This window comes from Thauera sp., assembly GCF_034003485.1.
Lineage (GTDB): Bacteria > Pseudomonadota > Gammaproteobacteria > Burkholderiales > Rhodocyclaceae > Thauera.
On the sequence record NZ_JAVEYL010000030.1, the window covers coordinates 22647 to 47948 of the forward strand.

The following is a 25302-nucleotide window of genomic DNA, read 5'->3' on the forward strand; positions in this document are numbered from 1 at the left end:
CCGCACCAGGCACGATCAGCGCCCGCTCATGATCGGTTGGACTCTCGTACCGATCTGTCTGCTGGCGCACATCTGCACGCGAGGGGTGAGGTGCGATGCCGGGGCGACGGCGCATGACCGCTGGCTACCGCGCCTTGGGCCTGTCGCAGCATGGTCTGCCACCGCACAGAGAAGGCAGGCTCCGGCGTACCATCCTGAACTTCCGCGCAGTCATCGGGCGGCGCGCAATCGCCTACGGAGCATTCGCCAATGAAGAGCGAGATTTCGCCCCTGAAAGAGGATGCCCTTGACGAGGACGAGGCGAAGGCACCGCCCCTCCAGGCGACCCTGCAAATGCCAAGGGACGCCAACAGCGTCGCGCTGACCGTGCTGGCCGTCATCGCTGTCGTCTTTGCGCTGCACTGGGCGCAGGCGATCTTCATCCCGCTGATGCTCGCCGTGATGATCAGCTACGCGCTCTCGGGGCCGGTCAACCTGCTGCAACGGTGGCACATCCCACGCGCGCTTGGTGCGGCAGTGCTCTTGCTTGCCATCCTCGGCGGGACGGGCTCCGCCGTCTATTCGCTCGCTGACGAAACCAGCAACCTGATCGAAACCCTGCCGGCTGCGGTGGAAAAGCTTCGCGACGCCCTCCCCACACGGATCGGCGCCTCGGAAGGCAAGATGGAAAAAGTGCAGCGCGCCGCCACGGAACTCGAGCAAGTTGCGAGCGAGACTAGCGCGCCGGCACCCGCCGCACCCCACGGTGTAACCCGGGTCCAGATCGAGAAACCCATGCTCAACGTGCAGGACTACCTGTGGATGGGCACCAAAGGGGCGATCGGGTTTGCCGCACAGCTCGGTATGGTCATGTTTCTGGCCTTCTTCGTGCTGGTGTCGGGCGACAAGTTCCGACGCAAGCTGGTCGGACTGGCCGGTCCCACGCTGACCAACAAGAAGATCACGCTGCAGGTGCTCGATGACATCAACGGGCAGATTCAGCGTTTCATGCTGGTCCAGACTCTCACCAGCATTGCGGTCGGTCTGGCCACCTGGCTCGCCTTCGTATCCATTGGCATGGAACACGCGGCTATCTGGGGCATCGCCGCCGGCGTGCTCAAGATCATCCCCTATATCGGCCCGGTGATCGTGTCCGGTGCAACACTGCTCGTCGCCTTTATGCAGTTCGGAACCCTCGGCATGGCCTTGTTCGTTTCCGGGATCGCGCTGCTCATCACCTCACTCGAAGGCTACCTGCTGACACCCTGGCTGATCGGCCGGGCAAGCCGGATGAACCCGGTCGTCATCTTCACGGCGGTGCTTTTCTGGGGTTGGCTGTGGGGCCTGTGGGGACTGCTGCTGGGTCTGCCCATCCTGATGGCCATCAAGGCAGTGTGCGACCGCGTCGAGGATCTGAAACCCGTCGGCGAATTGCTCGGCGACTAGCCCCGCGCTCCTCGGCCCGGGACTGCTCGGCCCCGGGCCGGCGCCAACCGTCATTCGTTGCGAGTGCTTCGGCAAGCCGCGCGCACTATCGCTGCGGAATCTCGTCGCGCAGGGCGGCCAGTTCATCCGCATGCGCCTCTTCCATTGCGAGAATGGATTCGAGCAGGCGCCGTGTGGTGGGGTCCTGATCGCCGATGTACTGGATGAAGTCGCGATAGCTGTCGATCGCGATCCGTTCGGCGACCAGATTCTCGGTGATCATGTCGGCCAGCGTCGCGCCTTCCACATACTCGGCGTGGCTGCGGCGGACCAGCGTGTCCGGCGAAAAATCGGGTTCGCCGCCCAGTTGCACGATGCGGGCCGCCAGCTGGTCGGCGTGCGTCTGCTCCTCGTTCGAGTGCACCAGGAACTCCGCCGCCACCGCCTGCGAATGAATCCCGCGCGCCATGAAGTGATGCCGCCGATAGCGCAGCACGCATACCAGCTCGGTCGCGAGCGCATCGTTGAGGCGCTTCAGCACGGTAACGAGATGGCCGCTGTAGCGCGAGGTCACCGCACCCTGTTCGATGTTCTGGCGGGCACGTGCGCGCACGCCCTGCACATCGGATTGAACCGCTGTCGTCGTCATCTGTTCCTCCATCGTCGTCTGTTTTCTTGCCATGGTGGCGCGCGGGCGGGCACGCTGCGCGCCGAATCCGGAGACATGTCAGCTGCGGTCTTCGACGACGAGCTCGTGCAGTGTCCATTCGCCACCGGCATTGATCAGCGAGAAGCCATCGAATCCCTCGCCCGCCTTGCGGTCGACGACGTCGATGAGCACCTCACCGTCGCGGCTCACCGTCATGCGGCCTTCGGCGTCGCGCTGCCAGATCAGGCGTTGCGGCACGCTGTTCTCGAGCCGGTAGCGGGCGCTGGCAATGACCGACGCGCCGCGCTCGTCGGCAAAGACGAGCTGCAGCGGCTGGTCGCCACGTTGGCTGAGACGATAGCCGTGGTTCAACCCGTTGCCGCGATAGGGGCCCAGTTCCAGGTGGCTGTAAGGCTCGGCGGAACCCGAGACCAGCATCGTCATGCGGAACACCGGTGCCAGGCGGATCGGCAGATAGGCCACCGCGGCCACCGCCCCCTCCTGGCCGGGGCGCCCGACGCCGAGCTGCTGCTTGAGCAAATCCTCGATCAACTGGCGACCCGCGTCCTGCGGACGTGCCGCAGACGGGGTGACCACCGAATTCAAGCCGCCGTTACGCACCTCGAGACGGCCCGACGCGATGCGCCAGGCCGGATTGCGGGTGTGGTCGCCGTCGGAGAAGTCGTCGCGCACTCGCACACGGTAGGACGAAGCGGTGGCTGGCGGCGATGCCGCGAGCGTGGCCGCCACGCCGAGCCCTTTCATCGTCTGCGCATCGAGCGTGCCGGTTGCGCCGAGCTGGTTTGCGGCCTGGAAGGTCCGGATCGCGACCCGGCTGCGCGGCCCGAGCACGCCGTCGGGCGGCCCGGCGTCGTAGCCGCGCTCGTTCAGCGCACGCTGCGCGGCTGCGCGTTGTTCGCGGCTCAGGCCGAGCTCGGGGGTCGTGTCGGCACTGCCGGTGCGCAGCGCGTCGAGCAGCGCCTGGCTGGGCTCGCCGGTCACCGACACCCCCTGGCCCTGTTGATACTCACGGATGGCCTGGCGGGTCGGGGCATCCATGCGGCCGCTGATCAGCGGAATCGGGTAGCCGCGCTCGCGCAGTTCGGCCTGTATGCGCGCCAGCGTGTTCGCATCCACCGGCAGCGCGCTCGGGGCTGGGGCCGGTGCTGCGTTGGCACGCTCGCGCATGTGCCGGAGCAGCTCGACGCTCGGCTCACCCGACATCAGCAAGCCATGGTCCGATTCATAGCTGCGGATCGCCGCACGGGTCTGATCGTCCAGCCGACCGGATTCGCGCCCGGGCGTGTAACCGGACCCGCGCAGCGCCTCCTGGATGTCCGCGACCATCTGGAATGAAGCCCCGGTTGTCGACGTGGCAGGTGGGGGCGTCCGGCCTTGGCCGGTGGCGCGTACATGCGACAGCAGGCTAGCGCTAGGCTGACCGTCCACCAGCAGCTCGTTGTCCGCCTGGTAGGCCCGGATTGCACTGCGGGTGCGCGCACCCATCACGCCGTCCGCCGGTCCGGCATTGAAACCGAGCTGGTTCAGTTCGCGCTGCAGCTCGAGAACGGTATTGGAGTATTGGGCGACCTGAAAGGCCGACCCGGTGAGCTGCGTGGCCGCCTCCGCCTGCGCGAGCAGCGGCCCGGACCAGCCAAAGGATGCGGAGAGACCGAGCACCAGCGCGGCAAAAGGACCAGGCAAACCATTGCGTCGATCGAACATGATGCACCCCTCGTGCGGGAGAAAATTCCCATAGCGTGTCGGCACATCGTAGGAGGGGCACGCCAGACCCATCTGTACGGCATCGCACAGAGTGGGTGTGATCGCGCGACTAGACTGTGTTCTACCGAACTGCGCGTCGATGCGCGTCGGTCACTCAATCCGCGTAAGGGGCACCATCATGAACAACATCATCTACATCATTGGTCTCGTCGTCGTCGTGCTGTTCATCCTGGGATTCTTCGGACTGCGCTGAGCGCGCACCAGGGTGCGCCGGCGCACAGACCGCAAGGGCCCAGGCGACCATTGTCGTCACTCCGGGCACCGAGTGATCGGCTGGCGCCCGGCTCGGACTTGTGCCGATCAACGGTTGTTGAATGAATCACAGCAAGGAGTTGAACATGACTATGGAAACCAGAGCGGGCGATCTCGGCCTTGTGAATCCCGATCGGCCTGCCACCTTCGAACACGGCGAGGCCGGACATACGCTGCTGAGCTACTCAAGCCTTGCCAGCAACGATGTCGTCAATCTGCAGAACGAAGACCTGGGGGGGATCAAGGATGTGATGCTGGAGCCCCGCACCGGCCAGATCAGCTACGCCGTGCTGTCCTTCGGCGGGTTTCTGGGGTTGGGCGAAAAGCTCTTCGCCGTGCCTTGGCGCGCGATGACGCTGGATCGCGACAGGCGATGCTTCGTGCTCAACGTGGACAAGGATCGTCTCAAGGACGCCCCGGGCTTCGACAAGGATGTCTGGCCCGACATGGCCGACCCTGAGTGGACCGCGAAGATTCACACCTATTACGGCACCAAACCCGATCAATACGGGCCGACGCTCTAAGTCCGGCACGACCTGCCCCACCACGGGATCCGGCAAACCGCAGTCGTGGTGGGGCAGGAACTCAGGAAGCACTGAACATTGACGACTGGCGGATGCGAAGCCAGGACACGGCTTCGCGTCGTCATCGAGCACCATCGAGCACCAGATACACAGGAGGTCATCATGAACGTGCCATCAGAACGCAATCCAGACAGTGATTCCGGCGGCGGGACCATCGTGCCCCCGATCCTGCCGATTGATGCGGGCACCTTGATACCGACGGCAGGCTCGGACAGGTTCGCCGCACTCGCACCGTCCGGCGACAGTCTTCACACCGTATCGGCGATCTATCCCAGCCGCGCGGAGGCCGAAGGTGTTCGGCAGCATCTCATCGAACTCGGCTTTACGGACTCGGCACTGCGCATCATCGATGATCCATCCCAATCGCTGATGTGGACCGGCCCCGGTGAAACGGACCGCGATGAGGTCCTCAGGGACCTATTGGTGGACGGGGCGATCGGCACCGCAGTAGGCACGGGTATCGGAGCCATCGGAGCAGTGGCGCTCGCCGCGGCAAGCGTGACCCTGTTCGTTGCCAGTCCGGTGGTTGCACCCCTGGCCATGCTCGGCTGGTTCGCCGGCCTGGGCGGCGTTGTCGGTGCAGCGGTCGGCGCGAACCGCAAGGACGGTGGCGATGCGCGCGAGGGCAAGTTCTCCGAGTTGGTGATGGATGCCGTCGAGAAGGGCAATACCGCCCTGGTGGTGCGTACCCATAACGAAGCCGAGCGCGAACTGGCCAAACGAATCATCACCGACTCGCTCCAGGGCACCGATCAGCTTCCTGCCCAGTCCTGAGATCTCGGGGGCATTCGAGTTCCTGCGCTGGCATCCCGCCGGCCCGGCAGGCACGACAGCCCTGTCTGTGGCCAGCCTCCGCACCCCAATTCGAGAGGGACATGCCCCGCCTCGGGCGTTACAATCCCGGAATTTCCAGGCCGCGTTCCGGAGCCCAGCAATGCCCCTCACCCAGACCGAAAACCTCAACGTCCTCGCCTTCGACCACATGCCCTCACCCGAGGAGATCAAGGCGCGGGTCCCGCTCACCGAGCGCGCTGCCGCGTCGGTGGTCGCCGGGCGCAAGGCGGTGATGGACATTCTCGATCGCAAGGATCCGCGCGTGTTCGTGGTGGTCGGGCCGTGCTCGATCCATGATCCGGAGGCCGGGCTGGACTATGCGCGCCGGCTCAAGACGCTGGCCGACGAGGTGTCGGACACGTTGCTGCTGGTGATGCGAGTGTATTTCGAGAAGCCGCGCACCTCGACCGGGTGGAAGGGCTTCATCAACGATCCGTTCATGGACGACTCCTTCCGCATCGACGTCGGCATGGAGCGCGCGCGCAAGTTCCTGCTCGATGTGTGCGAGATCGGCCTGCCAACCGCCACCGAGGCGCTCGACCCGATCGCGCCGCAGTATTACGGCGACCTGATCGCGTGGACCGCGATCGGCGCACGCACCTCGGAATCGCAAACCCACCGCGAGATGGCCTCGGGCCTGTCGACACCGGTCGGCTTCAAGAACGCCACCGACGGCGACATGGACGTGGCGATCAACGCGATCATCTCGGCGGGCAGCCCGCACAGCTTCCTCGGCATCAACAACCAGGGCCAGTCGGCGGTCACCCGCACGCGCGGTAACCGCTACGGCCACGCGGTGCTGCGCGGTGGCGGCGGCCGGCCGAACTACGACACGGTGTCGATCTCGCTCGCCGAACAGGCGCTGGCCAAGGCCAGGCTGGCGAAGAACATCGTGGTCGACTGCTCGCACGCCAACTCGTGGAAGAAGCCCGAGTTCCAGCCGCTGGTGATGAAGGACGTGATGCACCAGATCCGCGAGGGCAACCAGTCGGTGGTCGGGCTGATGATCGAGAGCAACATCGAAGCCGGCAACCAGCCGATTCCGGCCGACCTGTCGCAGTTGAAGTACGGCTGCTCGGTCACCGACGCCTGCGTGGGCTGGGACACGACCGAAGAGATGATCCGCAACGCCGCCGCCGTGCTGCGCGACGTGCTTCCCAAAGTGGAGCGGCGGGCATGAACCTGGTCGTGCTGGCGGGCGACGTCGATAGCGTTGCGCTGAAGAACGTCGCCAAGCTCACCGAGACGCGCGAGATCGAGCAGATCACCACGCGTTCGTTCCGGCTCGTCGGCGCCAAGCCGCACGAGGCGCTGGTCGCCACCTGCGCCGAGGGCGGGCTGGATCACGTCTGGCTGCCCGAAGGCAGTCAGTTGAGCGATTTCGGTCTCTTCGTCACCGACATGGACTCGACGCTGATCAACATCGAGTGCATCGACGAGATCGCCGACATGCAGGGCCTCAAGCGCGAGGTGGCGGCGATCACCGAGGCGGCGATGCAGGGCGAGATCGATTTCAGCGAATCACTCACGCGCCGGGTGGCGCTGCTCGCGGGCTTGCCCGAGAGCGCGCTGGCCGAGGTCTTCGATCACCGCCTGCAGCTCAACCCCGGTGCCGAGCGCCTGCTGCAAGGCCTGCAGCGCGCGGGCATTCGTACCGTGCTGGTGTCGGGCGGCTTCACCTATTTCACCGAGCGGCTCAAGGCGCGCCTGGGCTTCGACTACGCCTATGCGAACGAGCTTGAGGTGCTCGATGGCAAGCTCACCGGCAAGGTGGTGGGCGATGTGGTGGATGGCGAAGCCAAGGCCGCGCACCTGGAGCGCGTGCGCGATGAACTCGGCCTCAAGGCCGAGCAGGTGATCGCGGCGGGTGACGGCGCGAACGACATCCCGATGCTGCGTGCAGCGGGGTTCGGCGTCGCCTTCCACGCCAAGCCGGTGCTACGCGACGTGGCGCACTGCTGCCTGGATCACACCGGGCTGGACGGCATTCTCGACATCTTCGGCGCCTGACTGTTCAGCGCGTCGATCCATTCGCGGGCAAGCCCGCTCCCACAGTGCTGGGCATCTCGGCGCTTACCCGTAGGACCGGGCTCGCCCGTGAATGCGCGCAGCGTGTGCCCCCGCCTCAGCGGGCGCCCTCCTCCAACAAGCGCCCGGCCTGCATGCGCAGCACGCGCCCGCAACGACGCGCGAGCGATTCGTCGTGGGTGACCAGAATCAAGGTCGTGCCCGCCTCGCGGTTGAGGGTGAACATCAGCTCGATGATTGCCTTGCCGGTCTCGGCGTCGAGGTTGCCGGTCGGCTCGTCGGCGAGCAGCACGCGCGGGTTGGGCGCAAAGGCACGCGCCAGCGCCACGCGCTGCTGTTCGCCGCCCGAGAGGTGCTTCGGATAGTGGCGCAGGCGGCTACCGAGGCCCACCCGCTCGAGCCACTGGGTGGCGACCGCACGCGCATCGTCCGCACCGGCCAGCTCCAGCGGCAGCATGACGTTCTCCAGCGCGGTGAGCGCCGGCAGCAACTGGAATGACTGGAACACGAAACCGATCGACTCCCCGCGCAGCGCGGCCCGTGAGTCCTCGTCGAGCGCAATGAGATCGGTGCCCTGCAGCCGCACCGCGCCGCGCGTGGGAACATCGAGCCCGGCGAGCAATCCCAGCAGGGTCGATTTTCCCGAGCCCGAGGCGCCGACGATCGCCACCGACTCGCCGGCCCCCACCGCAAAACTCACGTCCTGCAGAATATGCAGATCGCCCTGGCCGTCGGCCAGCCCCACCTGCTTTGACAGGCCATCGACCTCGATGACCGGATTGGAGAGCGCAATGCCGCTGAGATTCATCGCTACCTTCGTATTCATGTTGTTCTTTGCCGGTATGGCCCAAGCCGGAGGAACCATCCTGGTGTGGGGCGACAGTCTGTCGGCCGGCTACGGTCTGGAAAAAGGACAGGATTGGCCCACCCTGTTGCAGACGCGCCTCGACGACAAAGGGTTCCGCCATGTCGTCGTCAATGCCAGTGTATCGGGCGAAACGTCTTCCGGTGGCCGCTCGCGCCTGCCCGCGGCGCTGGAACAGCACGCGCCCGACATCGTGATCCTGGAGCTCGGCGCCAACGACGGCCTGCGCGGCCTGCCGCCGCAACTGCTGGCCGACAACCTCAAGGCGATGATCGCCGCGGCCAGCGGGTCGGGCGCCCGCGTGCTGCTGGTCGGCATGCAGATGCCGCCGAATTACGGGCCGGCGTACACGCGGCGCTTCAGCGCGGTCTTTCGTGAGCTGGCCGAGAGCGAAGACCTGCCCCTCGTTCCCTTCCTGATGGACGGCTTCGCCGACCGCCCCGAGCTGTTCCTCGCCGACGGCATCCATCCGACGGCCGAAGCGCAGGCGCGGATCCTGGACACCGTGTGGGCCAAGCTGCAACCGATGCTCACCCAGGCAGAAGCGCGCGCGCAGCGACGCTAAGCAGCGGTCAGGCAACCACGACGCGCGCAGCCCCTGCCCGCATCTCGCCGATCACGACACCTTCCTCGCCCTGTTCGGCCTTGATCGCGGCCTGCACGGCCTCGACCGCGCCGGGCGCGCAGGCGATCAGCAGCCCGCCCGAGGTCTGCGGGTCGGTGACGAGCTTGCGCTGCCACTCCGGCGCATCCGCCGGCAACTCGACGCTGGCGCCATAGCTCGCCCAGTTGCGCGTCGAGGCACCGGTCGCCACCCCGTCCTGCACCAATGCGAGCGCCTCCTCGATCACCGGCAGCGCGTCGAAGTTCACCGCACCGGTCAGCGACGCGCCGCGGCACATCTCGAGCAGATGGCCGGCGAGGCCGAAGCCGGTGACGTCGGTCACCGCATGCACGCCGTCGATGTCGGCGAGCTTGGCGCCGACGCGGTTGAGCGTGGTGGTCCACCGGATCATCTGCGCGTAGCCGTCTTCCGACAGCCGGCCCTTCTTCAAGCCCGCCGACAGGATGCCGATGCCCAGCGGCTTGGACAGGATCAGCACGTCGCCGGCCTTGGCGCCTGCGTTGGTGCGCACGCGCGCCGGATCGACCACGCCCAGGCCGACGAGGCCGTAGATCGGCTCGAGCACGTCGATCGAGTGCCCGCCCGCGATCGGGATGCCCGCCTCGCGGCAGATCTCGGCGCCGCCCTTGAGGATCTCGCCGATCACTTCGGGCGGCAGCTTGTCGAGCGGCATGCCGACGATCGCCAGCGCCATGATCGGCGTCGCGCCCATGGCGTAGACGTCCGACAGCGCGTTGGTGGCGGCGATGCGGCCGAAGTCGCGCGGGTTGTCGACGATCGGGGTGAAGAAGTCGGTGGTGGCGACGATGGCCTGGCGCTCGTTGAGCTTGTACACCGCGGCGTCGTCGGCCGTGTCGGTGCCGACCAGCAATTCGGGTGGCACGAGGCCGGCGGGCATGGTAGCCAGCAGATCGGAGAGCACGCCGGGCGCGATTTTGCAGCCGCAGCCGCCGCCGTGGGAGAATTCGGTCAGTCTGATTTCGTTCATGTTTCCGAGGGAGAAAGCGACGCGCGGCGCAAGAGGCGCCGCGCGTCGTGTCAACACTATGCAAAAAGGCGTCGCGACCGTAGCACAGCTATCCAGCTTTGACGAGATCATCGACGCGCGCACGCCCGCCGAGTTCGCCGAAGACCACATTCCCGGCGCGATCAATCTGCCGGTGCTCGACAACGAAGAGCGCATCATCGTCGGCACCATGTACAAGCAGCAGTCGGCCTTCGACGCGCGCCGGCTGGGCGGCGCGCTGGTGGCGGCAAACATCTCGCGCCACATGCTCGCCGCGCTGCAGGGCAAACCCAAGAACTGGCGCCCGCTGATCTACTGCTGGCGCGGCGGCCAGCGCAGCGGCTCGTTCGCGACCTGGCTGCGCATGGTGGGCTGGGATGCCTGCCAGCTCGAGGGCGGCTACAAGGCGTTTCGCCACCACGTGATCGCCGAGATCGAGCGCATCACACCCGCGCTCGACCTGCGCATCGTCTGCGGCCCCACCGGCAGCGCCAAGACGCGCGTGCTCGAGGCGCTCGCCGAACTGGGCGCGCAGACCCTGGACCTGGAAGACCTCGCCGCGCACAAGGGCTCGGTGCTCGGCGGCCTGCCCGACCGCCCGCAGCCGGCGCAGAAGCACTTCGAGACCACGCTGTGCGCTCGCATGCAGGCGCTCGACCCCTCACGCCCGGTGTATGTCGAGGCCGAGAGCCGCAAGATCGGCCTGGTCTTCGTGCCCGAGCCGCTGATCATGGCGATGCGGCGCGCGCCCTGCGTGATGATCGACGCCAGCCGCGACGCCCGCCTCGACTTCCTGGTGCGCGACTACGCCTATCTGGGCGACGACATCGCCACGCTGCAGGCCAACCTCCACCGCCTGCGCGAACACCAGAGCCGCGAAACGCTCGAGCGCTGGCAGGCGCTTGCCGCCGGCCACGCCCTGCCCGAACTCTTCGGCGAACTCATCGACCAGCATTACGACCCGCTCTACCGGCGCTCGCAGAACGGCAACTACGCCGGATTCGGCACTGCGCCGCACGTCGCCACGGAGGACCTGAGTGAAGCGGGGATCCGGCGCCTCGCTGCCGACGTCATCGCGCTCGAACGGTCAGCCGCAGGCGCGACCAACGCGGCCTGACCTCCGCCCGCGGCAGAAGGTCACGGAACCCGACCAGGGCAGACGATCACGGCAGCCGGCAGATCGTACTGCCCTTGACCGCGCACACGCGCTGGACGACGGCCGGGCGCGGCCCCGCAACCTCGCCTTGCTCGAAAGCGACTACCGTCCATTCCCCACTCAGACGCTCGAGCAACTCGCCGGGCTGGAGCAGGAAGGCCGGGCTGGAGGGCTTGCCGAAGCGCTCGTTGCCGACCATGAAGGTCTCGTAGATCAGCACCCCACCGGGCGGCAGCAGCGCGAGCACGGCGTCCAGGCGCGGGCGGTGGAGGTAGTTGGTGACCACCACGGCGGCGTAGCGCTCGCCTTCGAGCGGCCAGTCATCCCCCTCGAGGTCGAGTTCGCGCACCCGCACGCCGGTCACGCCCTGCAGTCGATCCAGCGCGGAACGGTCACGATCGACCGCGTCGACCTGCATCCCGCGCTCGGCCAGCCAGCGTGCGTGACGACCACTGCCGCAGGCGAAATCCAGCACCCTCCCAGCCGGCGCGATCAGCGCTGCAAAGCGCACCAGCCACCCGGACGGCGCAGACAGCCCCGGGGGCTCGGCATCGACCGGGGCAGGCGTTGCGACACCCGGCGCGGACAGGTTCTTGGACATCTGGCGAGACCTCATGACACGACCCCGCCATTCTATGCGGACTCCCCGGGGGCCGGGCTGCGGGGAACTGTGCTATACAGGGGCACCAAGCGCCGGGTTCTCCCCGTCACCGGTTTCCAGGACACCTCATACGTGCCTTCGTGAAACAACTTCTGCAGCGATTCATGTCCTTTGCACCAGCGTGCCGCCGGCTCGTCGCGGCAGGTTTGCTGCTGTCGGCCCCAGCGGCACTGGCGGCAGGCGACACCCGGCAGATGACGCTCACCGCCGTCGCGTTCCTGTTCGCTGGCCTGCTTGCGGGCTACCTGCTGGCCTCGCGCCGATCGCAACACCGATCCCGATCGGGCCAGGCGCAAGCCACGACGACGAGCGAGCGGCTCACCCCGGCAGCGCATGCCGCCCCCGCAGTGAAGTCCTCCACGCCCGCCGGCGAGGCCACCACCCCGGAGGATCCGCCCCATCAGCCCTATCTCGAGGTGGTCGATTCGGTGCATCAGGTCCTTTTCCGGACCGATGGCGAAGGCAGGCTGGTCTTTCTGAATGATTACTGGAATGCCCTCTCCGGCTTCACCGTCGAGCAGAGTCGTCTTCGCGCGCTGTGCGACTTCCTCCACCCCGACGACCGTACCAGGGCACGGGACGCCTTGCGGGACCTGCTCTCCGGCGAAACCGACGCATGGTCGGGCGAACTGCGCCTGCGCACCCGCGGCGGTGAGATTCGCTGGATCGGCGTCGACTGCCGGCGCGTCACCGACAAGGCCGGTGGCGATGCCTGGGTCGCCGGCACGCTCGACGACATCTCGTCGCGCAAGATCGCCGAATTGAGCCTGCGCAACCTCAACCAGGAGCTCGAAGCCCGTGTGCGTGCGCGCACCGCTGAACTCGAGGCCGCAAACAGCGAACTCGAGGCCTTCTCGTATTCGGTTTCACACGACCTGCGCGCGCCATTGCGCGCCATCGATGGCTTCGCGCGCATCCTTGCCGAAGAGACGGGCGATCGACTCGAAGCAAGTGAGCGTGACCACCTCGAGCGCATCCGAAGCGCGGCCGAACGCATGGCCATCCTGATCGACGCCATGATCGACCTCGCCACCGTCACCCGCCAGCCGCTGCGGCGCGACACGGTCGACCTGTCGCAACTGGCCGAAACGGTGATCCGGGAACTGCACGCGGAGGAGCCCGAGCGTGTGGTCGCGGTCGAGATCACGCGCGACCTCGTGGTCAATGCCGACCCGGCGCTGATGCACGTCCTGCTCGACAACCTGCTGCGCAACGCCTGGAAATTCACCTCGCGCACCCCGGATGCCCGCATCAGCTTCGGCGCCCGGCGCGAAGGCGGACGCACGGTGTTCTGCGTCGAGGACAACGGCGCCGGTTTCGACATGCATTACGCCAACAAACTATTCAAGCCCTTCCAGCGCCTGCATGCGCAGCATGACTTCCCGGGCACCGGCATCGGCCTGGCGACGATCCAGCGCATCATCGGACGCCACGACGGACGCATCTGGGTGGACGCCGAGCCCGGAGCGGGCGCACGCTTTTCATTTGTGCTCGGGCACTGAATTAAACTGAGTCCATTGATTGAGGAATGTGAAACGGGTCGTGACGTAGTTGAGAAAAAGCGACAGACCGCGTTCAGGTGTATTGTGCACCGCAGTATAATTTTGAATTGATCCAGCAGGCTGACGCGCTCCGCCGCGCCCTGCCGGACACACCGCATTAACCAAGTCAGTCGGGTTCCAATCATGAAAGAAAAGCACTATCTCACTCCGCTTCTGGAACCGCGCTCCGTCGGCATCATCGGCGCAAGCGAACGCGAGGCCTCGCTCGGCAACGTGCTCATGCGCAACATGCTCGAGGCCGGCTACAAGGGAAAACTGTTCGCCATCAACCCAAAGCACGAAAAAGTGCATGGGGTCACCTGCTACAAATCGGTCGAGGACGTACCGCAACGTCTCGACCTGGCGGTAATCGCCGTGCGCGCCGAAAAGGCACCGGCCATCATCGACGCCTGCGGGCGCGCCGGCGTCAAGGCGGCGATCCTGCTGTCCTCGGGCTTTTCCGAAGCCGGCCCGCGCGGTGCGCTGCTCGAGCGCCAGGTCATGGAGGCCGCTCACCGCCACCGCATCCGCCTGCTCGGCCCGAACTGCCTGGGCATCATGCGCCCGCAACTCGGCGTCAACGCCACCTTCGCGCACGCCAGCGCGCTCAAGGGCAGCATCGGCCTGATCTCGCAGTCGGGCGCGCTGTGCGCCGCCATCCTCGACTGGGCCAAGCCCAACAACGTCGGCTTCTCCACCGTCGTCTCGCTCGGCTCCTCGTCCGACATCGACTTCGGCGAAGTACTCGAATACATGATTTCGGACCCGCGCACCGAGAGCATCTTCCTGTACGTCGAAGGCATCCGCGACGCCCGCCGCTTCATGAGCGCGCTGCGTGGCGCCGCGCGCGTCAAGCCGGTGCTGCTGATCAAGGCCGGCCGCCATCCCAATGCCTCGCGCGCAATCCTGTCGCACAGTGGCGCCCCCCTCGGTGACGACGCGGTGTTCGACGCCGCGCTGCGCCGTTCGGGCGTGATCCGCCTGTACAACATGGGCCAGCTCTTCGCGGCCGCCAACGCGCTGTTCTCGCACTTCCGTCCGCGCGGCAACCGCCTCGCCATCATCACCAACGGCGGCGGACCGGGCGTCATGGCGGCCGACCGCGCCTCCGACATCGGCATTCCGCTCGCCGAGCTGTCCGAAGGCACGATGGAGAAGCTCAATACGGCGCTGCCCGCGGGCTGGTCGCACGGCAACCCGATCGACATCCTCGGCGACGCCGATCCCGAGCGCTACCAGAAGGCCCTGCGCGCGGTGCTCGACGGCCCCAACGTCGACGGTGTGATGGTCATGCTGACCCCGCAGGCGATGAGCAACCCCACCGGTGTCGCCGAGGCCGTGATCGAACTCGAAAAGACCGCCGACAAGCCGGTCGTGACCTGCTGGATGGGCGAGGAACTGGTGAAGGAAGCGCGGCAGAAGTTCAACCTCGCCGGCATCCCCAACTTCCGTACTCCCGAGCCTGCGGTCGAGCTCTTCAGCCACATCTCCGCTTACTACCAGAACCAGAAGCTGCTGATGCAGACGCCGGCCTCGCTGTCGCACCTGCCCCCGCCCTCGATCGAGAGCGCGCGCCTGGTGATCGAGATGGCCCTGTCCGAGCGGCGCAAGAAGCTCAACGAGATGGAATCGAAGGCCCTGCTCGCGGCCTTCCGCATTCCGATCGCGCAGACCGTCGTGGCCCGCTCGGCGGCCGAAGCCATGGTGCTCTCCGCCGAGATCGGCCTGCCGATCGTGATGAAGATCGATTCGCCCAGCATCGTGCACAAGTCCGACGTCGGCGGCGTACGGCTGAACATCCGCAGCCTGGCCGCGGTGCGCTCGACCTATCAGGAGATCCTGGACGAGGTGAAGCGCGTGCAGCCCGATGCCATCATCAACGGCATCGCCATCGAACCGATGATCCAGAAGCGTAACGGCCGCGAGCTGGTCGTGGGGGTCAAGCGCGATCCGGTGTTCGGCCCCGCGATCACCTTTGGTGAAGGCGGCAACCAGGTCGAGGCCAACCGCGACATCGCCGTCGCGCTGCCGCCGCTCAACAGCTACCTGGTGGCGGACATGATCCGCTCGACGCACATTTCCACCCGCCTCGGTGAATTCCGCAACATGCCGGCGGTGGACATGAATGCGCTCGAGCTGGTGCTGCTGCGCATCTCCGAGATGGTTTGCGAGCTGCCGTGGATCACCTCGATGGAGATCAACCCGCTGATCGTGGACGAGAACGGCGTGGTCGCGGTCGACGCCAGCATCAGCGTCGATAACGTGTCGCCGACGGCTGACCGCTACGACCACATGGCGATCCACCCCTACCCCTCGCACCTGATCACCACGTGGTTGGTGCCCGACGGCACCGCGGTGACGATCCGCCCGATCAAGCCCGAGGACGCCGAGCTCGAGGCCGACTTCGTGCGCAGTCTGTCGGCCGAGACCAAGTACTACCGCTTCATGAACACCATGCGCGAGCTGCCGCCGGCGATGGTCGCGCGGCTGACCCAGATCGACTACGACCGTGAGATGGCCTTCCTCGCCACGCTCACCGTCGAGGGCCTCGAGAAGGAGATCGGCGTATGCCGTTACGCGGTCAACCCGGACGGTGAATCCTGCGAATTCGCGGTGGTGGTGGCCGACGACTGGCAGCACCGCGGCTTGGCACGCAAGCTGATGGGCGTGCTGATCGAAACCGCGCGCAGCCGTGGCATCCAGTACATGAACGGGGTATTCCTGGCCAACAACGAGCGCATGCTCAAGTTCGTGCAGAAGCTCGGCTTCGTGCTCAGCAACGACCCGGAAGACAGCTCGGTCAAGCTGGGCGTGCTCGCCCTGCAGGACTGATCGATGGCGGCAACGATCGAGCACATCGACTTCCGCGGCCTGCCCGCGCTGCGCTTGCGCACCACGAGTGGGGCCGCGGCGGTGGTCAGCCTGCACGGCGCACAGGTGCTGTCGTGGACACCGCCCGGCGGCGCAGAGCGCCTGTACCTGAGCCCGAAGGCCGTCGTCGACGGCAGGACGCCGATCCGTGGCGGCATTCCAATCTGTTTTCCGCAGTTCGCCGACCTCGGCAGCCTGCCGGCGCACGGCTTCGCGCGCACTGCCGCGTGGTCAGTGCTCACCGAGCGCACCGGGGACGATTTCGCGCTGCTCACCCTCGGGCTGTCGGACGATGAGGCCACCCGGGCCGTATGGCCGCATTCCTTCCGCGCCGAACTCGGCATCCTGATCGAGGACGGCCGACTCGACCTCGAGCTGGAAATCGTCAACACCGGCGAGCAGGCACTGGAATTCACCGCCGCGCTCCACACCTATGTTGCCCTGCGCGAGGTGGAAGAGTCCCGGCTCGAAGGCCTGCACGGCTTTGAATACCGCGACAAGACCGACGCCAACCGCATCAAGCGCGACAGCGGTGACGTGCTGCTGATCGAGGCCGAGACCGACCGCGTCTATCACGGCGTCAACCGTCCGCTGCTGTTGCGCGAATACAACCGCAGCCTGGGCATCAACAATGCCGACGGCTTTCCGGATGTCGTGGTGTGGAACCCCTGGGTGGAGCGCAGCGCGGCAATCGCCGATCTGCCCGACGACGGCTTCCGGCGCATGCTGTGCGTCGAAGCCGCCGCCGCGCAAGAACCCGTACATTTGCCCGCGGGCGAAACCTGGTGGGGACGGCAAACGCTGGTTGCACTCTGACGGCTTTCGTCGGAGCAACTGTCTGTGGAAGCGTTCGCGCACGGCGGCCAGGCGTCTGGCCGGACATCGCGTGGTGCCTGCCGGGTTGATCCTGTCGAGCCGCCTGTTGCACTATCGCGCCCTTCCCTTTCTGCAACACCGCCTCAGCCTCCATGCTCCCTCCGATCGAATACCGCATCGCCGATGAACTCGGCGTCTCGCCGCGCCAGGTCATCGCCGCCGTCCAGCTCCTCGACGACGGCGCCACCGTGCCCTTCATCGCCCGCTACCGCAAGGAAGTCACCGGCGGGCTGGACGACACCCAGCTGCGCACGCTGGAAGAGCGCCTGGGCTACCTGCGCGAGCTCGAGGATCGCCGCGCCACCGTGCTCGCCTCGATCGAGGAACAGGGCAAGCTCAGCGCCGAGCTGCGCGCCGAGGTCGAGCATGCCGACACCAAGCAGCGCCTCGAAGACCTGTACCTGCCCTACAAGCCCAAGCGCCGCACCAAGGCTCAGATCGCGCGCGAGGCCGGCATCGGTCCGCTGGCCGAGGCGCTGCTCGCCGACCCCAAGCTGACGCCCGAAACCGAAGCCGAAAAGTACCTCGACGCCGAGGCCGGCTTCGCCGACACCAAGGCGGTGCTCGACGGCGCGCGCCAGATCCTGATGGAGCACTTCGCCGAAGATGCCACCCTGCTCGGCGAGCTGCGCGCGTACCTGCACGATCACGGCCAGGTGCGCTCGGCGGTGATCGAGGGCAAGGAAACCGAAGGCGCCAAGTTCCGCGACTGGTTCGACTTTGCCGAGCCGATCGCCACCATGCCCTCGCACCGCGCGCTGGCGCTGCTGCGCGGGCGCAACGAGGGGGTGCTGCGCCTGACGCTGGATGTGGACCGACCCGATCCCGACCCCGGCGCGCCCCACCCCTGCGAGGGCCGCATCGCGGTGCGCTTCGGTATCCGCAACCAGGGCCGCCCGGGCGACCGCTGGTTGGGTGAAACCGCGCGCTGGGCGTGGAGCGTGAAGATTTCCATCCACCTCGAGCTCGAGCTGATGAGCGAGCTGCGCGAGCGCGCCGAGGAAGAGGCGATCCGCGTGTTTGCGCGCAACCTCAAGGACCTGCTGCTCGCGGCCCCCGCCGGCACGCGCGCCACCATCGGCCTCGACCCCGGCATCCGCACCGGAGTGAAGGTGGCGGTGGTGGACGCCACCGGCAAGCTGGTCGATACCGCGACGGTGTACCCCTTCGAGCCGCGCCGCGACCGCGAATCCTCGATCGCCGCCATTGCTGCGCTGGCGAAGAGGCACAACGCCGAGCTGCTCGCGATCGGCAACGGCACCGCTTCGCGCGAGACCGACGCACTGGCGGCGGAGCTCATGCAGCGCCATCCCGAGCTCGGCCTCACCAAGGTGATGGTGTCCGAAGCAGGCGCCTCGGTGTATTCGGCGTCCGAGCTGGCGGCTAAGGAGTTCCCCGATGTCGACGTGAGCCTGCGCGGCGCGGTGTCGATCGCCCGCCGCCTGCAGGACCCGCTCGCCGAGCTGGTCAAGATCGACCCCAAGTCGATCGGTGTCGGCCAGTACCAGCACGACGTCAACCAGGGCCGGCTGGCGAAGAGCCTGGACGCGGTGGTGGAAGACTGCGTGAACGCAGTCGGCGTGGATGTGAACACCGCCTCGGCGCCGCTGCTCGCGCGCATCTCGGGCCTCAACCCCACGCTCGCCGGCAACATCGTCGAATACCGCAACAGCAAGGGTCCGTTCCGCAGCCGCAATGCATTGAAGGACGTGCCGCGCCTCGGGCCCAAGACCTTCGAGCAGGCCGCCGGATTCCTGCGCATCCCGAGCGGTGACAACCCGCTCGATGCCTCGTCGGTACACCCGGAAGCCTATCCGGTGGTCGAGCGCATCCTCGCCAGGGTGCAAAAGAGCGTGCGCGAGCTGATGGGCAACGGCAGCTTCCTCAAGAGCCTGAAGCCGACGGAGTTCACCGACGAGCGCTTCGGCCTGCCCACCGTGCAGGACATCCTGTCCGAGCTCGAAAAACCCGGCCGCGACCCGCGCCCGGAGTTCCGCACTGCCAGCTTCCGCGAAGGCGTGGAGACGCTGAAGGACCTGCAGCCGGGCATGCTGCTCGAGGGCGTGGTCACCAACGTCACCAACTTCGGCGCCTTCGTCGACATCGGCGTGCATCAGGACGGTCTGGTGCATATCTCGGCGCTGTCCAACACCTTCGTCAAGGACCCGCACAGCGTGGTCAAGGCCGGCCAGGTGGTGAAGGTTAAGGTGCTCGAAGTGGACATCCCGCGCCACCGCATCGCGCTGACCATGCGCCTGGGTGACGAGACGCCGCGGCGCGAAGGCGGCGCCCGCAATGAAGCCCGCCCCAACCCGCCCGCCCGCGAGGGGGGCCGCGACCGCCGTCCGCCCAACAACGCCCGGGTCAGCAACAAGCCCGCCAGCCGCACCGGCCCGCCGGCCGCCGGCAATGCCCTCGCCGACGCCTTCGCGCGCGCCCGCAACGGCAAGTGAACGACCAGACATACGAGCCCATGAACCCGACGATCCACGGCATCAAGAGCTGCGACACCATGAAGAAGGCCTTCGCCTGGTTCGACAGCGCGGGCGTCGCCTACAGCTTCCACGACTACAAGAAATCCGGCATCGACGCCGCCACCCTGGCGCGCTGGTGCGAGCAACTCGGCTGGGAGGCGCTGGTGAACAAGCGCGGCACCACCTGGCGCAAACTGACGCCCGAGCAGCAGGCGATCACTGACACCGCGGCGGCGATTGCGCTGATGCAGGCGCAGCCCAGCCTGATCCGTCGCCCGGTTGTCGAGTTCGGCGGCGGCGACTTGGTCGTCGGCCTGAACACCACCGCCTTCGAACGCCTGACCGGGCGCTGAGCTGCGGCCCATCCTGCGCCACCCCGCACGCGCCCCCCTTTTCCGGAATCACACCAATGAGCGACACCTTCCCCACAAGCTATGTCCAGCGCTTCTTGCTGGAAGACCTCGATATCCGTGGCGCCGTGGTCCGCCTCACCGACGTCTGGCAAGCCATGCAGGCCGGGCGTGATTACCCGCCGGCGGTGGCGCGCCTGCTCGGTGAGATGAGCGCAGTGTCGGCCGTGATCGCCGGCAACCTCAAGCAGCCCGGCCGGCTCACCTTCCAGATCAGCGGTCACGGCCCGGTACGCCTGCTGGTGATCGACTGCGCCGAAACGCTCAACCTGCGCGGTTACGCCAAGGCCGAGGCGGCGCCGGCCGGCGGGACCCTGACCGAGCTCGTGGGCGACGGTCGCCTGCAGCTCTCGCTCGACATCGAGGGGCTCGACCAGCCTTACCAGAGTGTGGTGCCGCTGGAAGGCGACAGCATCTGCGAAGTCTTCAAGCACTACCTCGTGCAGTCCGAGCAGCAACCCGCCGGGCTCTGGCTGGCGTGCAGCGCCGAGGCCGCGGTCGCGCTCTTCGTGCAGAAGCTGCCGGGCGCAGACGCCAAGGACCTCGACGGTTGGGCACGCGTGCAACAGCTCGCCCACACCGTACGCGATGACGAGTTGCTCAGTCTCGATGCTGCACAGATCCTGCGCCGCCTCTTTGCCGAAGAAGACGTGCGCCTGTTCGAGGCGCGACCGATCACGCACGACTGGCCAGCCGATCCGGAAAAGGTCGCCGGCATGATGCGCGCGCTTGGCGAGGAGGAGGTGCGCGCGATCCTGACCGAGCACGGCGAGATCGTGGTGCACGACGACCTCTCCAATCACACCTACCGCTTCGACGCCGCCGATGTCGACGCCCTCTTCCGCCCGCCCACCCTGCACTGATTCGTCAGCGCGAGCGCGCTTGAGCGCGAACATCGTCGCGAAGCGCTGCCCCGGGGTGACGCTCGGTAACGCCTCGGTAACGCCCTTGCCCGATCGCCTGTCGATCAGTACACTTCCTTGATTTTGAAGACCCTTCAGCCCATGTCCGCCATCGCGTCCGCACGCCCGATCGAGTTCCGCAATACGACGCTTGGTGTAACCCTCGCCGTGATCCAGGCCGCCGAGCCCAGCACGCTGGCCGATGCGATGCACAAGATGCTTGGCGGGATGCCGGACTTCTTCAACGGCGAAGCGGTCATCCTCGATTTCGGCGCGCTCGCGCACGCCCCTGAGCGGGTCGACTGGGCAGGACTCCAGTCGCTGCTGCGGCGCTATCGCCTGCAGCCGATCGGGGTCATCCGATTGCCTGAAGCGCATCACGAATCGGCCCGTCGCGCCGGTCTCGCATTGATCGATGCGTCGCAGCTCGTCGCCCAGCCGCCCGCCGAAGCGCCGCGCCAACCTGTCGCGGCGCCGGCCCCGGCGCCTGCTGCCCCTGCAAGCACCGCTCCGAGCCCCTCGCAGTCAGCAGCCGGCAACGCCACGCCGACCATGTTCGTCGACCGTCCGCTGCGCTCGGGCCAGCAGGTTTATGCGCGCGGCACCGACCTCGTCCTGCTCGCGGGCGTCAGCCCGGGCGCCGAAGTCATCGCCGACGGCAGCATCCACTGCTACGGCCCGCTGCGTGGCCGTGCAGTCGCGGGCGCCCAGGGCGACCACGCGGCCCGCATCCTGGCCAGCAACTTCGGCCCCGAGCTCGTCTCCATCGCCGGCGTCTATCGCACCTTCGATCGCGGCATCCCGGAAGCCTTTGCCGGCAAACCGACCCTGGTCCGCCTCAACGGGACCGACCACACACTCAACATCGACGCGCTGAAGCTCGACTGAGCCAGCTGCACAGCATCAACAAGGGGAAATCGTGAGAGTCATCGTTGTAACCTCCGGCAAGGGCGGCGTCGGCAAGACCACCACCAGTGCAGCATTCGCCTCGGGCCTGGCCCTGCGCGGCTTCAAGACCGCGGTCATCGACTTCGACGTCGGCCTGCGCAACCTCGACCTCATCATGGGCTGCGAGCGCCGCGTGGTGTACGACCTGGTCAACGTGGTCAATGGCGAAGCACGCCTCAACCAGGCACTGATCAAGGACAAGCACTGCGAGAACCTCTTTGTTCTGCCTGCCTCGCAGACGCGCGACAAGGATGCGCTGACCGAGGAAGGTGTCGATAAGGTGCTGGCCGAACTCGAGCACATGGCCTTCGACTACGTCGTGTGCGACTCCCCCGCCGGCATCGAGCGCGGCGCCGTGATGGCGCTTACGTTCGCCGACGAGGCCATCGTCACCACCAACCCCGAGGTCTCGTCGGTGCGCGACTCGGACCGCATCCTCGGCATCCTGCAGAGCAAGTCCAAGCGCGCCCGCGAAGGCGGCGAGCCGGTCAAGGAGCACCTGCTGATCACGCGCTACTCGCCCAAGCGCGTCGACGACGGCGAGATGCTGTCGTACAAGGACGTACAGGAGTTGCTGCGCGTACCGCTGATCGGCGTCATCCCCGAGTCCGAATCGGTGCTGCACGCCTCCAACCAGGGCACGCCGGCCATCCACCTCAAGGGCACGGATGTCGCCGAGGCTTACGCCGACGTGGTCAGCCGCTTCCTCGGCGAGGACCGCCCGCTGCGCTTCGTCAATTACGAGAAGCCCGGCCTGATCAAGCGCCTGTTCGGAGGAAAGTGACATGTCCTTCCTGTCCAAGCTGTTCGGCGAAAAGAAGAAGACCGCGGAGATCGCCAAGAACCGCCTGTCGCTGCTGATCGCCCACGAGCGCTCCGGCGGCAGCCCGACGGCCGATTTCCTGCCCGCGCTGCAGCGCGAACTGATCGAGGTCATCTCCAAGTACGTCTCGGTCAACCCGGACGACATCAAGGTCCACCTCGACAAGCAGGACAACATGGACGTGCTCGAGGTCAACATCGTGCTCCCGGAGCAGAACCGCTGAAGCACATTCGCCCGGATGGTGAAACTGGTAGACACAAGGGACTTAAAATCCCTCGGCGAAAGCCGTGCGGGTTCGATTCCCGCTCCGGGCACCAGGCTGCAGTGCGCACTGTCAACGCGATGCATGGCACCTGCCTGCCATTGCGCTTGCATGGTGGCCTGACATGATCGTTCTCGACCTCTGCTGCACCAACGAACACCGCTTCGAGGGCTGGTTCGCCTCCAGCGAGGCGTTCGAGGCCCAGCGTTCGCGAGGCCTGGTCACCTGTCCGGTGTGCAACGCCACCGAGGTGCGGCGGCTGCCGAGCGCGCCTTACGTGCAGACGCGCAGCGCGCAGCCCCCCGCCTCCACAGTCGCGCGGACATCTGCGGCGCCGGCCGTGCCCACGCGGGCACCCGTAGCACCTGCTGCCAATCCTGCAATGCCTTCCGCAGCAGCCGTGGCCGAACTCCTGGGGACCTTGCGCCGCATGGCGAAATCCGCCGAGGACGTGGGCGAACGCCTGCCCGAAGAGGCGCGTCGCATCCATTACGGTGAGACCGAAGCACGCGATATCCGTGGCGCGGCGTCGCGCGACGAGGTCGAGGAGCTGCTCGAAGAGGGCATCATGGTCCTGCCGGTGCCGCCGCTCGACGACGATCTGCACTGAAAAAGGCAGAGCTCAGGTCCGCGCCAGGATCAATGGCACGAGCATCTCGTCGGCGCTGAGTCCGCCGTGCACACCGATCATCTCGTGTGTTGTTTCGCCCTCGACGTGATCGACGATGGTCCATCCCGGCTCCATGAGCAGCGCGTGCGTGCCGACCCGTTCGCGCAGCCGGGGATGCGGCACGCCGGGGCCGAGCAACCCCGACGCCAGGAATGCCTCGCCCTTGACCGCCACACCCTTGCCTGCGAGTGCAACCGCCGCCCAGGCCTCGAAGTCCGCCTCTGCCCCTTGCCGCAGCTTGCAGAACGCCAGGCGGCGCTCGCCGAACAGTGGCGCCGCCAGCATCCGTGCGACCTCACCCTCGGGCGCAATATCGACGCAGCGTGAGGGTGCCGCATCGGTGAAGCCGTGATCCGCAGTGACCACGATGCGCACGTCGCGCCCGGCCAACGCGCGCTGCAGGCGGACGAACAGGTCATCCAGGCGCGCGAAGCAGACCCCGGCCTCGGCCGAGCGGCAACCGAAGGCGTGGCTGAGCGCATCGAAAGTCGGGTAGTAGGCGTGGATCAGCCCGCCGCTGCCTGCCAGGGCGTCCGCCATGGCGAGGATCGCGGCGCCAAGGTCTTCCAGCCCGTCATAGGGCTCGATGTGGGCGCCGCGGGCGTGATGCCGCGAAAAGCGTGAGAACGCGATCTCGGCCGGCGAGACGAGATTTACCGGCCGGCGGGCATGATGGAACATCGGTGGCGTCGGGCACAGCCGCGGCAGCAGGCGGAAGGCCTCGAGCGGCGGGCCGCCGCGCTGCATCAGGGGCAAAGGGGCAATGACGCCACCGAAGCGGTGGTCGTGGATGAACCAGCCATTGAGTCCATGCACTGCAGGCGGAACACCGGTCATCAGCGTGGTGACCGCGCTCGCGGTCGTGCTGGGGCAGACCGAGGTCAGCGTCTGCCGCCGCGCGCCCTGCAGGGCCGAGCCCTGCCCCACCGTGTCGAGGAAATGGTCGCCCAGCCCGTCGATGAGCAGCAGGATGACCACCGCCCGTTCGCCCGCGGAGACCTCTCCAGGCAGCCAGGCCGCGTCGCGGTCATGCAGCCAGTGGCGCAGGCTGCTGGCCAGGCCGTAAAGGCCGTCCGTGCCGTAATCCGGCAAGATGGTGGCGGACGGGAGCGGAAACCGGATATCGAGCGTGGGGAGCATGGCGTATTGCGCCGGTCGGGCTGAGCGACAGATCGGCGCCGTGAACGGAAAAGCCGGACACGCACATTGTACGCATCCGGCTTCTTGTTCTGGAGCGGGAAACGAGTCTCGAACTCGCGACCTCAACCTTGGCAAGGTTGCGCTCTACCAACTGAGCTATTCCCGCTTTGACGACAGCGCGCGAAATATAACAACTTCCGCACCGCATCGCAATACTGCAAAACCACTTTGATACTGGAGGCGCGACTCGGAATCGAACCGGGGTACACGGCTTTGCAGGCCGCTGCATAACCACTCTGCCATCGCGCCACGACCGTTTCGGCCGGTTGCCCCTGAACCACTGGAGCCTCCGGATCAGACATCTGCCTGACCGTCGAATTCTTGGAGCGGGAAACGAGTCTCGAACTCGAGACCTCAACCTTGGCAAGGTTGCGCTCTACCAACTGAGCTATTCCCGCTCGGGAAAGACCGCCATTATAGGCAAGGATTTTTCGGTGTCAACTTTTTTAAAACGCGTTTTTGCAATGCGTCATTTG

The 25302-nt window shown here is 66.8% G+C and carries 23 protein-coding genes and 4 tRNA genes; 18 read left to right on the forward strand and 9 right to left on the reverse strand.

Features of this window, described 5'->3' with window-relative positions:
- Nucleotides 1-249 precede the first annotated feature (249 nt).
- Entirely contained in the window at nucleotides 250-1425 is a 1176-nt protein-coding gene (locus tag RBT54_RS15160; protein WP_320367897.1) for an AI-2E family transporter, read from the forward strand.
- Between the two features lie 85 nt (nucleotides 1426-1510).
- On the opposite strand, the gene RBT54_RS15165 is transcribed toward RBT54_RS15160, so the two are convergent.
- Together RBT54_RS15165 and RBT54_RS15170 are read right to left on the reverse strand one after the other, a co-directional pair.
- Complete coding sequence (locus RBT54_RS15165) at nucleotides 1511-2053, reverse strand: ferritin-like domain-containing protein (protein ID WP_320367898.1); 543 nt, start codon at nucleotides 2051-2053, stop codon at nucleotides 1511-1513.
- A 78-nt stretch (nucleotides 2054-2131) separates the two neighbouring features.
- Entirely contained in the window at nucleotides 2132-3778 is a 1647-nt protein-coding gene (locus RBT54_RS15170) for a peptidoglycan-binding protein (RefSeq protein ID WP_320367899.1), read from the reverse strand.
- 398 nt (nucleotides 3779-4176) lie between these two features.
- Between RBT54_RS15170 and RBT54_RS15175 the strand changes: the two genes are divergently transcribed.
- The 4 genes from RBT54_RS15175 to serB all read left to right on the forward strand — a co-directional run bounded on the left by RBT54_RS15175 (nucleotide 4177) and on the right by serB (nucleotide 7518).
- On the forward strand, nucleotides 4177-4614 hold the full coding sequence (locus RBT54_RS15175) for a PRC-barrel domain-containing protein (protein ID WP_320367900.1): 438 nt from the start codon (nucleotides 4177-4179) through the stop codon (nucleotides 4612-4614).
- A gap of 162 nt (nucleotides 4615-4776) precedes the next feature.
- Nucleotides 4777-5448: a hypothetical protein gene (locus tag RBT54_RS15180; RefSeq protein ID WP_320367901.1), complete on the forward strand. Its 672-nt coding sequence runs from the start codon at nucleotides 4777-4779 to the stop codon at nucleotides 5446-5448.
- Between the two features lie 160 nt (nucleotides 5449-5608).
- Nucleotides 5609-6688, forward strand: a complete 1080-nt coding sequence (locus RBT54_RS15185; protein WP_320367902.1) for a 3-deoxy-7-phosphoheptulonate synthase — start codon at nucleotides 5609-5611, stop codon at nucleotides 6686-6688.
- Entirely contained in the window at nucleotides 6685-7518 is an 834-nt protein-coding gene (gene serB / locus RBT54_RS15190) for a phosphoserine phosphatase SerB (RefSeq protein ID WP_320367903.1), read from the forward strand. The genes RBT54_RS15185 and serB overlap by 4 nt, the downstream gene beginning before the upstream one ends.
- Nucleotides 7519-7633: 115 nt before the next feature.
- Here serB and RBT54_RS15195 read toward each other — a convergent pair whose 3' ends face one another.
- Nucleotides 7634-8344, reverse strand: a complete 711-nt coding sequence (locus RBT54_RS15195) for an ABC transporter ATP-binding protein (RefSeq protein WP_320367919.1) — start codon at nucleotides 8342-8344, stop codon at nucleotides 7634-7636.
- Between RBT54_RS15195 and RBT54_RS15200 the strand changes: the two genes are divergently transcribed.
- Nucleotides 8328-8966, forward strand: coding sequence for an arylesterase (locus tag RBT54_RS15200; protein WP_320367904.1), 639 nt, complete (start codon nucleotides 8328-8330; stop codon nucleotides 8964-8966). The two genes, RBT54_RS15195 and RBT54_RS15200, sit on opposite strands and share 17 nt — an antisense overlap.
- A 7-nt stretch (nucleotides 8967-8973) precedes the next feature.
- Here RBT54_RS15200 and selD read toward each other — a convergent pair whose 3' ends face one another.
- On the reverse strand, nucleotides 8974-10014 hold the full coding sequence (selD, locus tag RBT54_RS15205; protein ID WP_320367905.1) for a selenide, water dikinase SelD: 1041 nt from the start codon (nucleotides 10012-10014) through the stop codon (nucleotides 8974-8976).
- A gap of 58 nt (nucleotides 10015-10072) precedes the next feature.
- On the opposite strand from selD, the gene mnmH reads away from it, so the two are divergent.
- Nucleotides 10073-11149, forward strand: coding sequence for a tRNA 2-selenouridine(34) synthase MnmH (mnmH, locus tag RBT54_RS15210; protein ID WP_320367906.1), 1077 nt, complete (start codon nucleotides 10073-10075; stop codon nucleotides 11147-11149).
- Between the two features lie 46 nt (nucleotides 11150-11195).
- Here the strand turns inward: mnmH and RBT54_RS15215 are convergent, their stop codons facing one another.
- Nucleotides 11196-11789, reverse strand: coding sequence for a class I SAM-dependent methyltransferase (locus tag RBT54_RS15215; RefSeq protein ID WP_320367907.1), 594 nt, complete (start codon nucleotides 11787-11789; stop codon nucleotides 11196-11198).
- Nucleotides 11790-11953: 164 nt separating this feature from the next.
- On the opposite strand from RBT54_RS15215, the gene RBT54_RS15220 reads away from it, so the two are divergent.
- From RBT54_RS15220 to RBT54_RS15270, 11 genes are all read left to right on the forward strand, one after another.
- Nucleotides 11954-13351, forward strand: coding sequence for a sensor histidine kinase (locus tag RBT54_RS15220; RefSeq protein ID WP_320367908.1), 1398 nt, complete (start codon nucleotides 11954-11956; stop codon nucleotides 13349-13351).
- A gap of 183 nt (nucleotides 13352-13534) precedes the next feature.
- On the forward strand, nucleotides 13535-16222 hold the full coding sequence (locus RBT54_RS15225) for a GNAT family N-acetyltransferase (RefSeq protein ID WP_320367909.1): 2688 nt from the start codon (nucleotides 13535-13537) through the stop codon (nucleotides 16220-16222).
- A gap of 3 nt (nucleotides 16223-16225) precedes the next feature.
- Entirely contained in the window at nucleotides 16226-17077 is an 852-nt protein-coding gene (locus RBT54_RS15230) for a D-hexose-6-phosphate mutarotase (RefSeq protein WP_320367910.1), read from the forward strand.
- A gap of 152 nt (nucleotides 17078-17229) precedes the next feature.
- A complete protein-coding gene (locus RBT54_RS15235; RefSeq protein WP_320367911.1) occupies nucleotides 17230-19590 on the forward strand; it encodes a Tex family protein in 2361 nt (786 codons plus the stop codon).
- Between the two features lie 20 nt (nucleotides 19591-19610).
- Nucleotides 19611-19964, forward strand: a complete 354-nt coding sequence (locus RBT54_RS15240; protein WP_320367920.1) for an ArsC family reductase — start codon at nucleotides 19611-19613, stop codon at nucleotides 19962-19964.
- 56 nt (nucleotides 19965-20020) lie between these two features.
- Nucleotides 20021-20884 (forward strand): Hsp33 family molecular chaperone HslO, encoded by an 864-nt coding sequence (locus RBT54_RS15245; RefSeq protein ID WP_320367912.1) that lies wholly within the window; start codon nucleotides 20021-20023, stop codon nucleotides 20882-20884.
- Nucleotides 20885-21025: 141 nt separating this feature from the next.
- Nucleotides 21026-21811, forward strand: coding sequence for a septum site-determining protein MinC (minC, locus tag RBT54_RS15250; RefSeq protein ID WP_320367913.1), 786 nt, complete (start codon nucleotides 21026-21028; stop codon nucleotides 21809-21811).
- 28 nt (nucleotides 21812-21839) lie between these two features.
- Nucleotides 21840-22655: a septum site-determining protein MinD gene (gene minD / locus RBT54_RS15255; RefSeq protein WP_413788465.1), complete on the forward strand. Its 816-nt coding sequence runs from the start codon at nucleotides 21840-21842 to the stop codon at nucleotides 22653-22655.
- Nucleotide 22656: 1 nt separating this feature from the next.
- Nucleotides 22657-22917 (forward strand): cell division topological specificity factor MinE, encoded by a 261-nt coding sequence (gene minE, locus RBT54_RS15260; RefSeq protein WP_320367915.1) that lies wholly within the window; start codon nucleotides 22657-22659, stop codon nucleotides 22915-22917.
- A gap of 9 nt (nucleotides 22918-22926) precedes the next feature.
- Nucleotides 22927-23011: transfer RNA gene (locus tag RBT54_RS15265), tRNA-Leu, on the forward strand.
- Nucleotides 23012-23080: 69 nt separating this feature from the next.
- Complete coding sequence (locus RBT54_RS15270; RefSeq protein WP_320367916.1) at nucleotides 23081-23566, forward strand: DUF1178 family protein; 486 nt, start codon at nucleotides 23081-23083, stop codon at nucleotides 23564-23566.
- A gap of 12 nt (nucleotides 23567-23578) precedes the next feature.
- Here RBT54_RS15270 and RBT54_RS15275 read toward each other — a convergent pair whose 3' ends face one another.
- From RBT54_RS15275 to RBT54_RS15290, 4 genes are all read right to left on the reverse strand, one after another.
- Nucleotides 23579-24766: an alkaline phosphatase family protein gene (locus tag RBT54_RS15275; protein ID WP_320367917.1), complete on the reverse strand. Its 1188-nt coding sequence runs from the start codon at nucleotides 24764-24766 to the stop codon at nucleotides 23579-23581.
- A gap of 90 nt (nucleotides 24767-24856) precedes the next feature.
- A tRNA-Gly gene (locus RBT54_RS15280) sits at nucleotides 24857-24932 on the reverse strand.
- A gap of 69 nt (nucleotides 24933-25001) precedes the next feature.
- A tRNA-Cys gene (locus tag RBT54_RS15285) sits at nucleotides 25002-25075 on the reverse strand.
- A 73-nt stretch (nucleotides 25076-25148) separates the two neighbouring features.
- A tRNA-Gly gene (locus RBT54_RS15290) sits at nucleotides 25149-25224 on the reverse strand.
- Nucleotides 25225-25302: the final 78 nt, after the last annotated feature.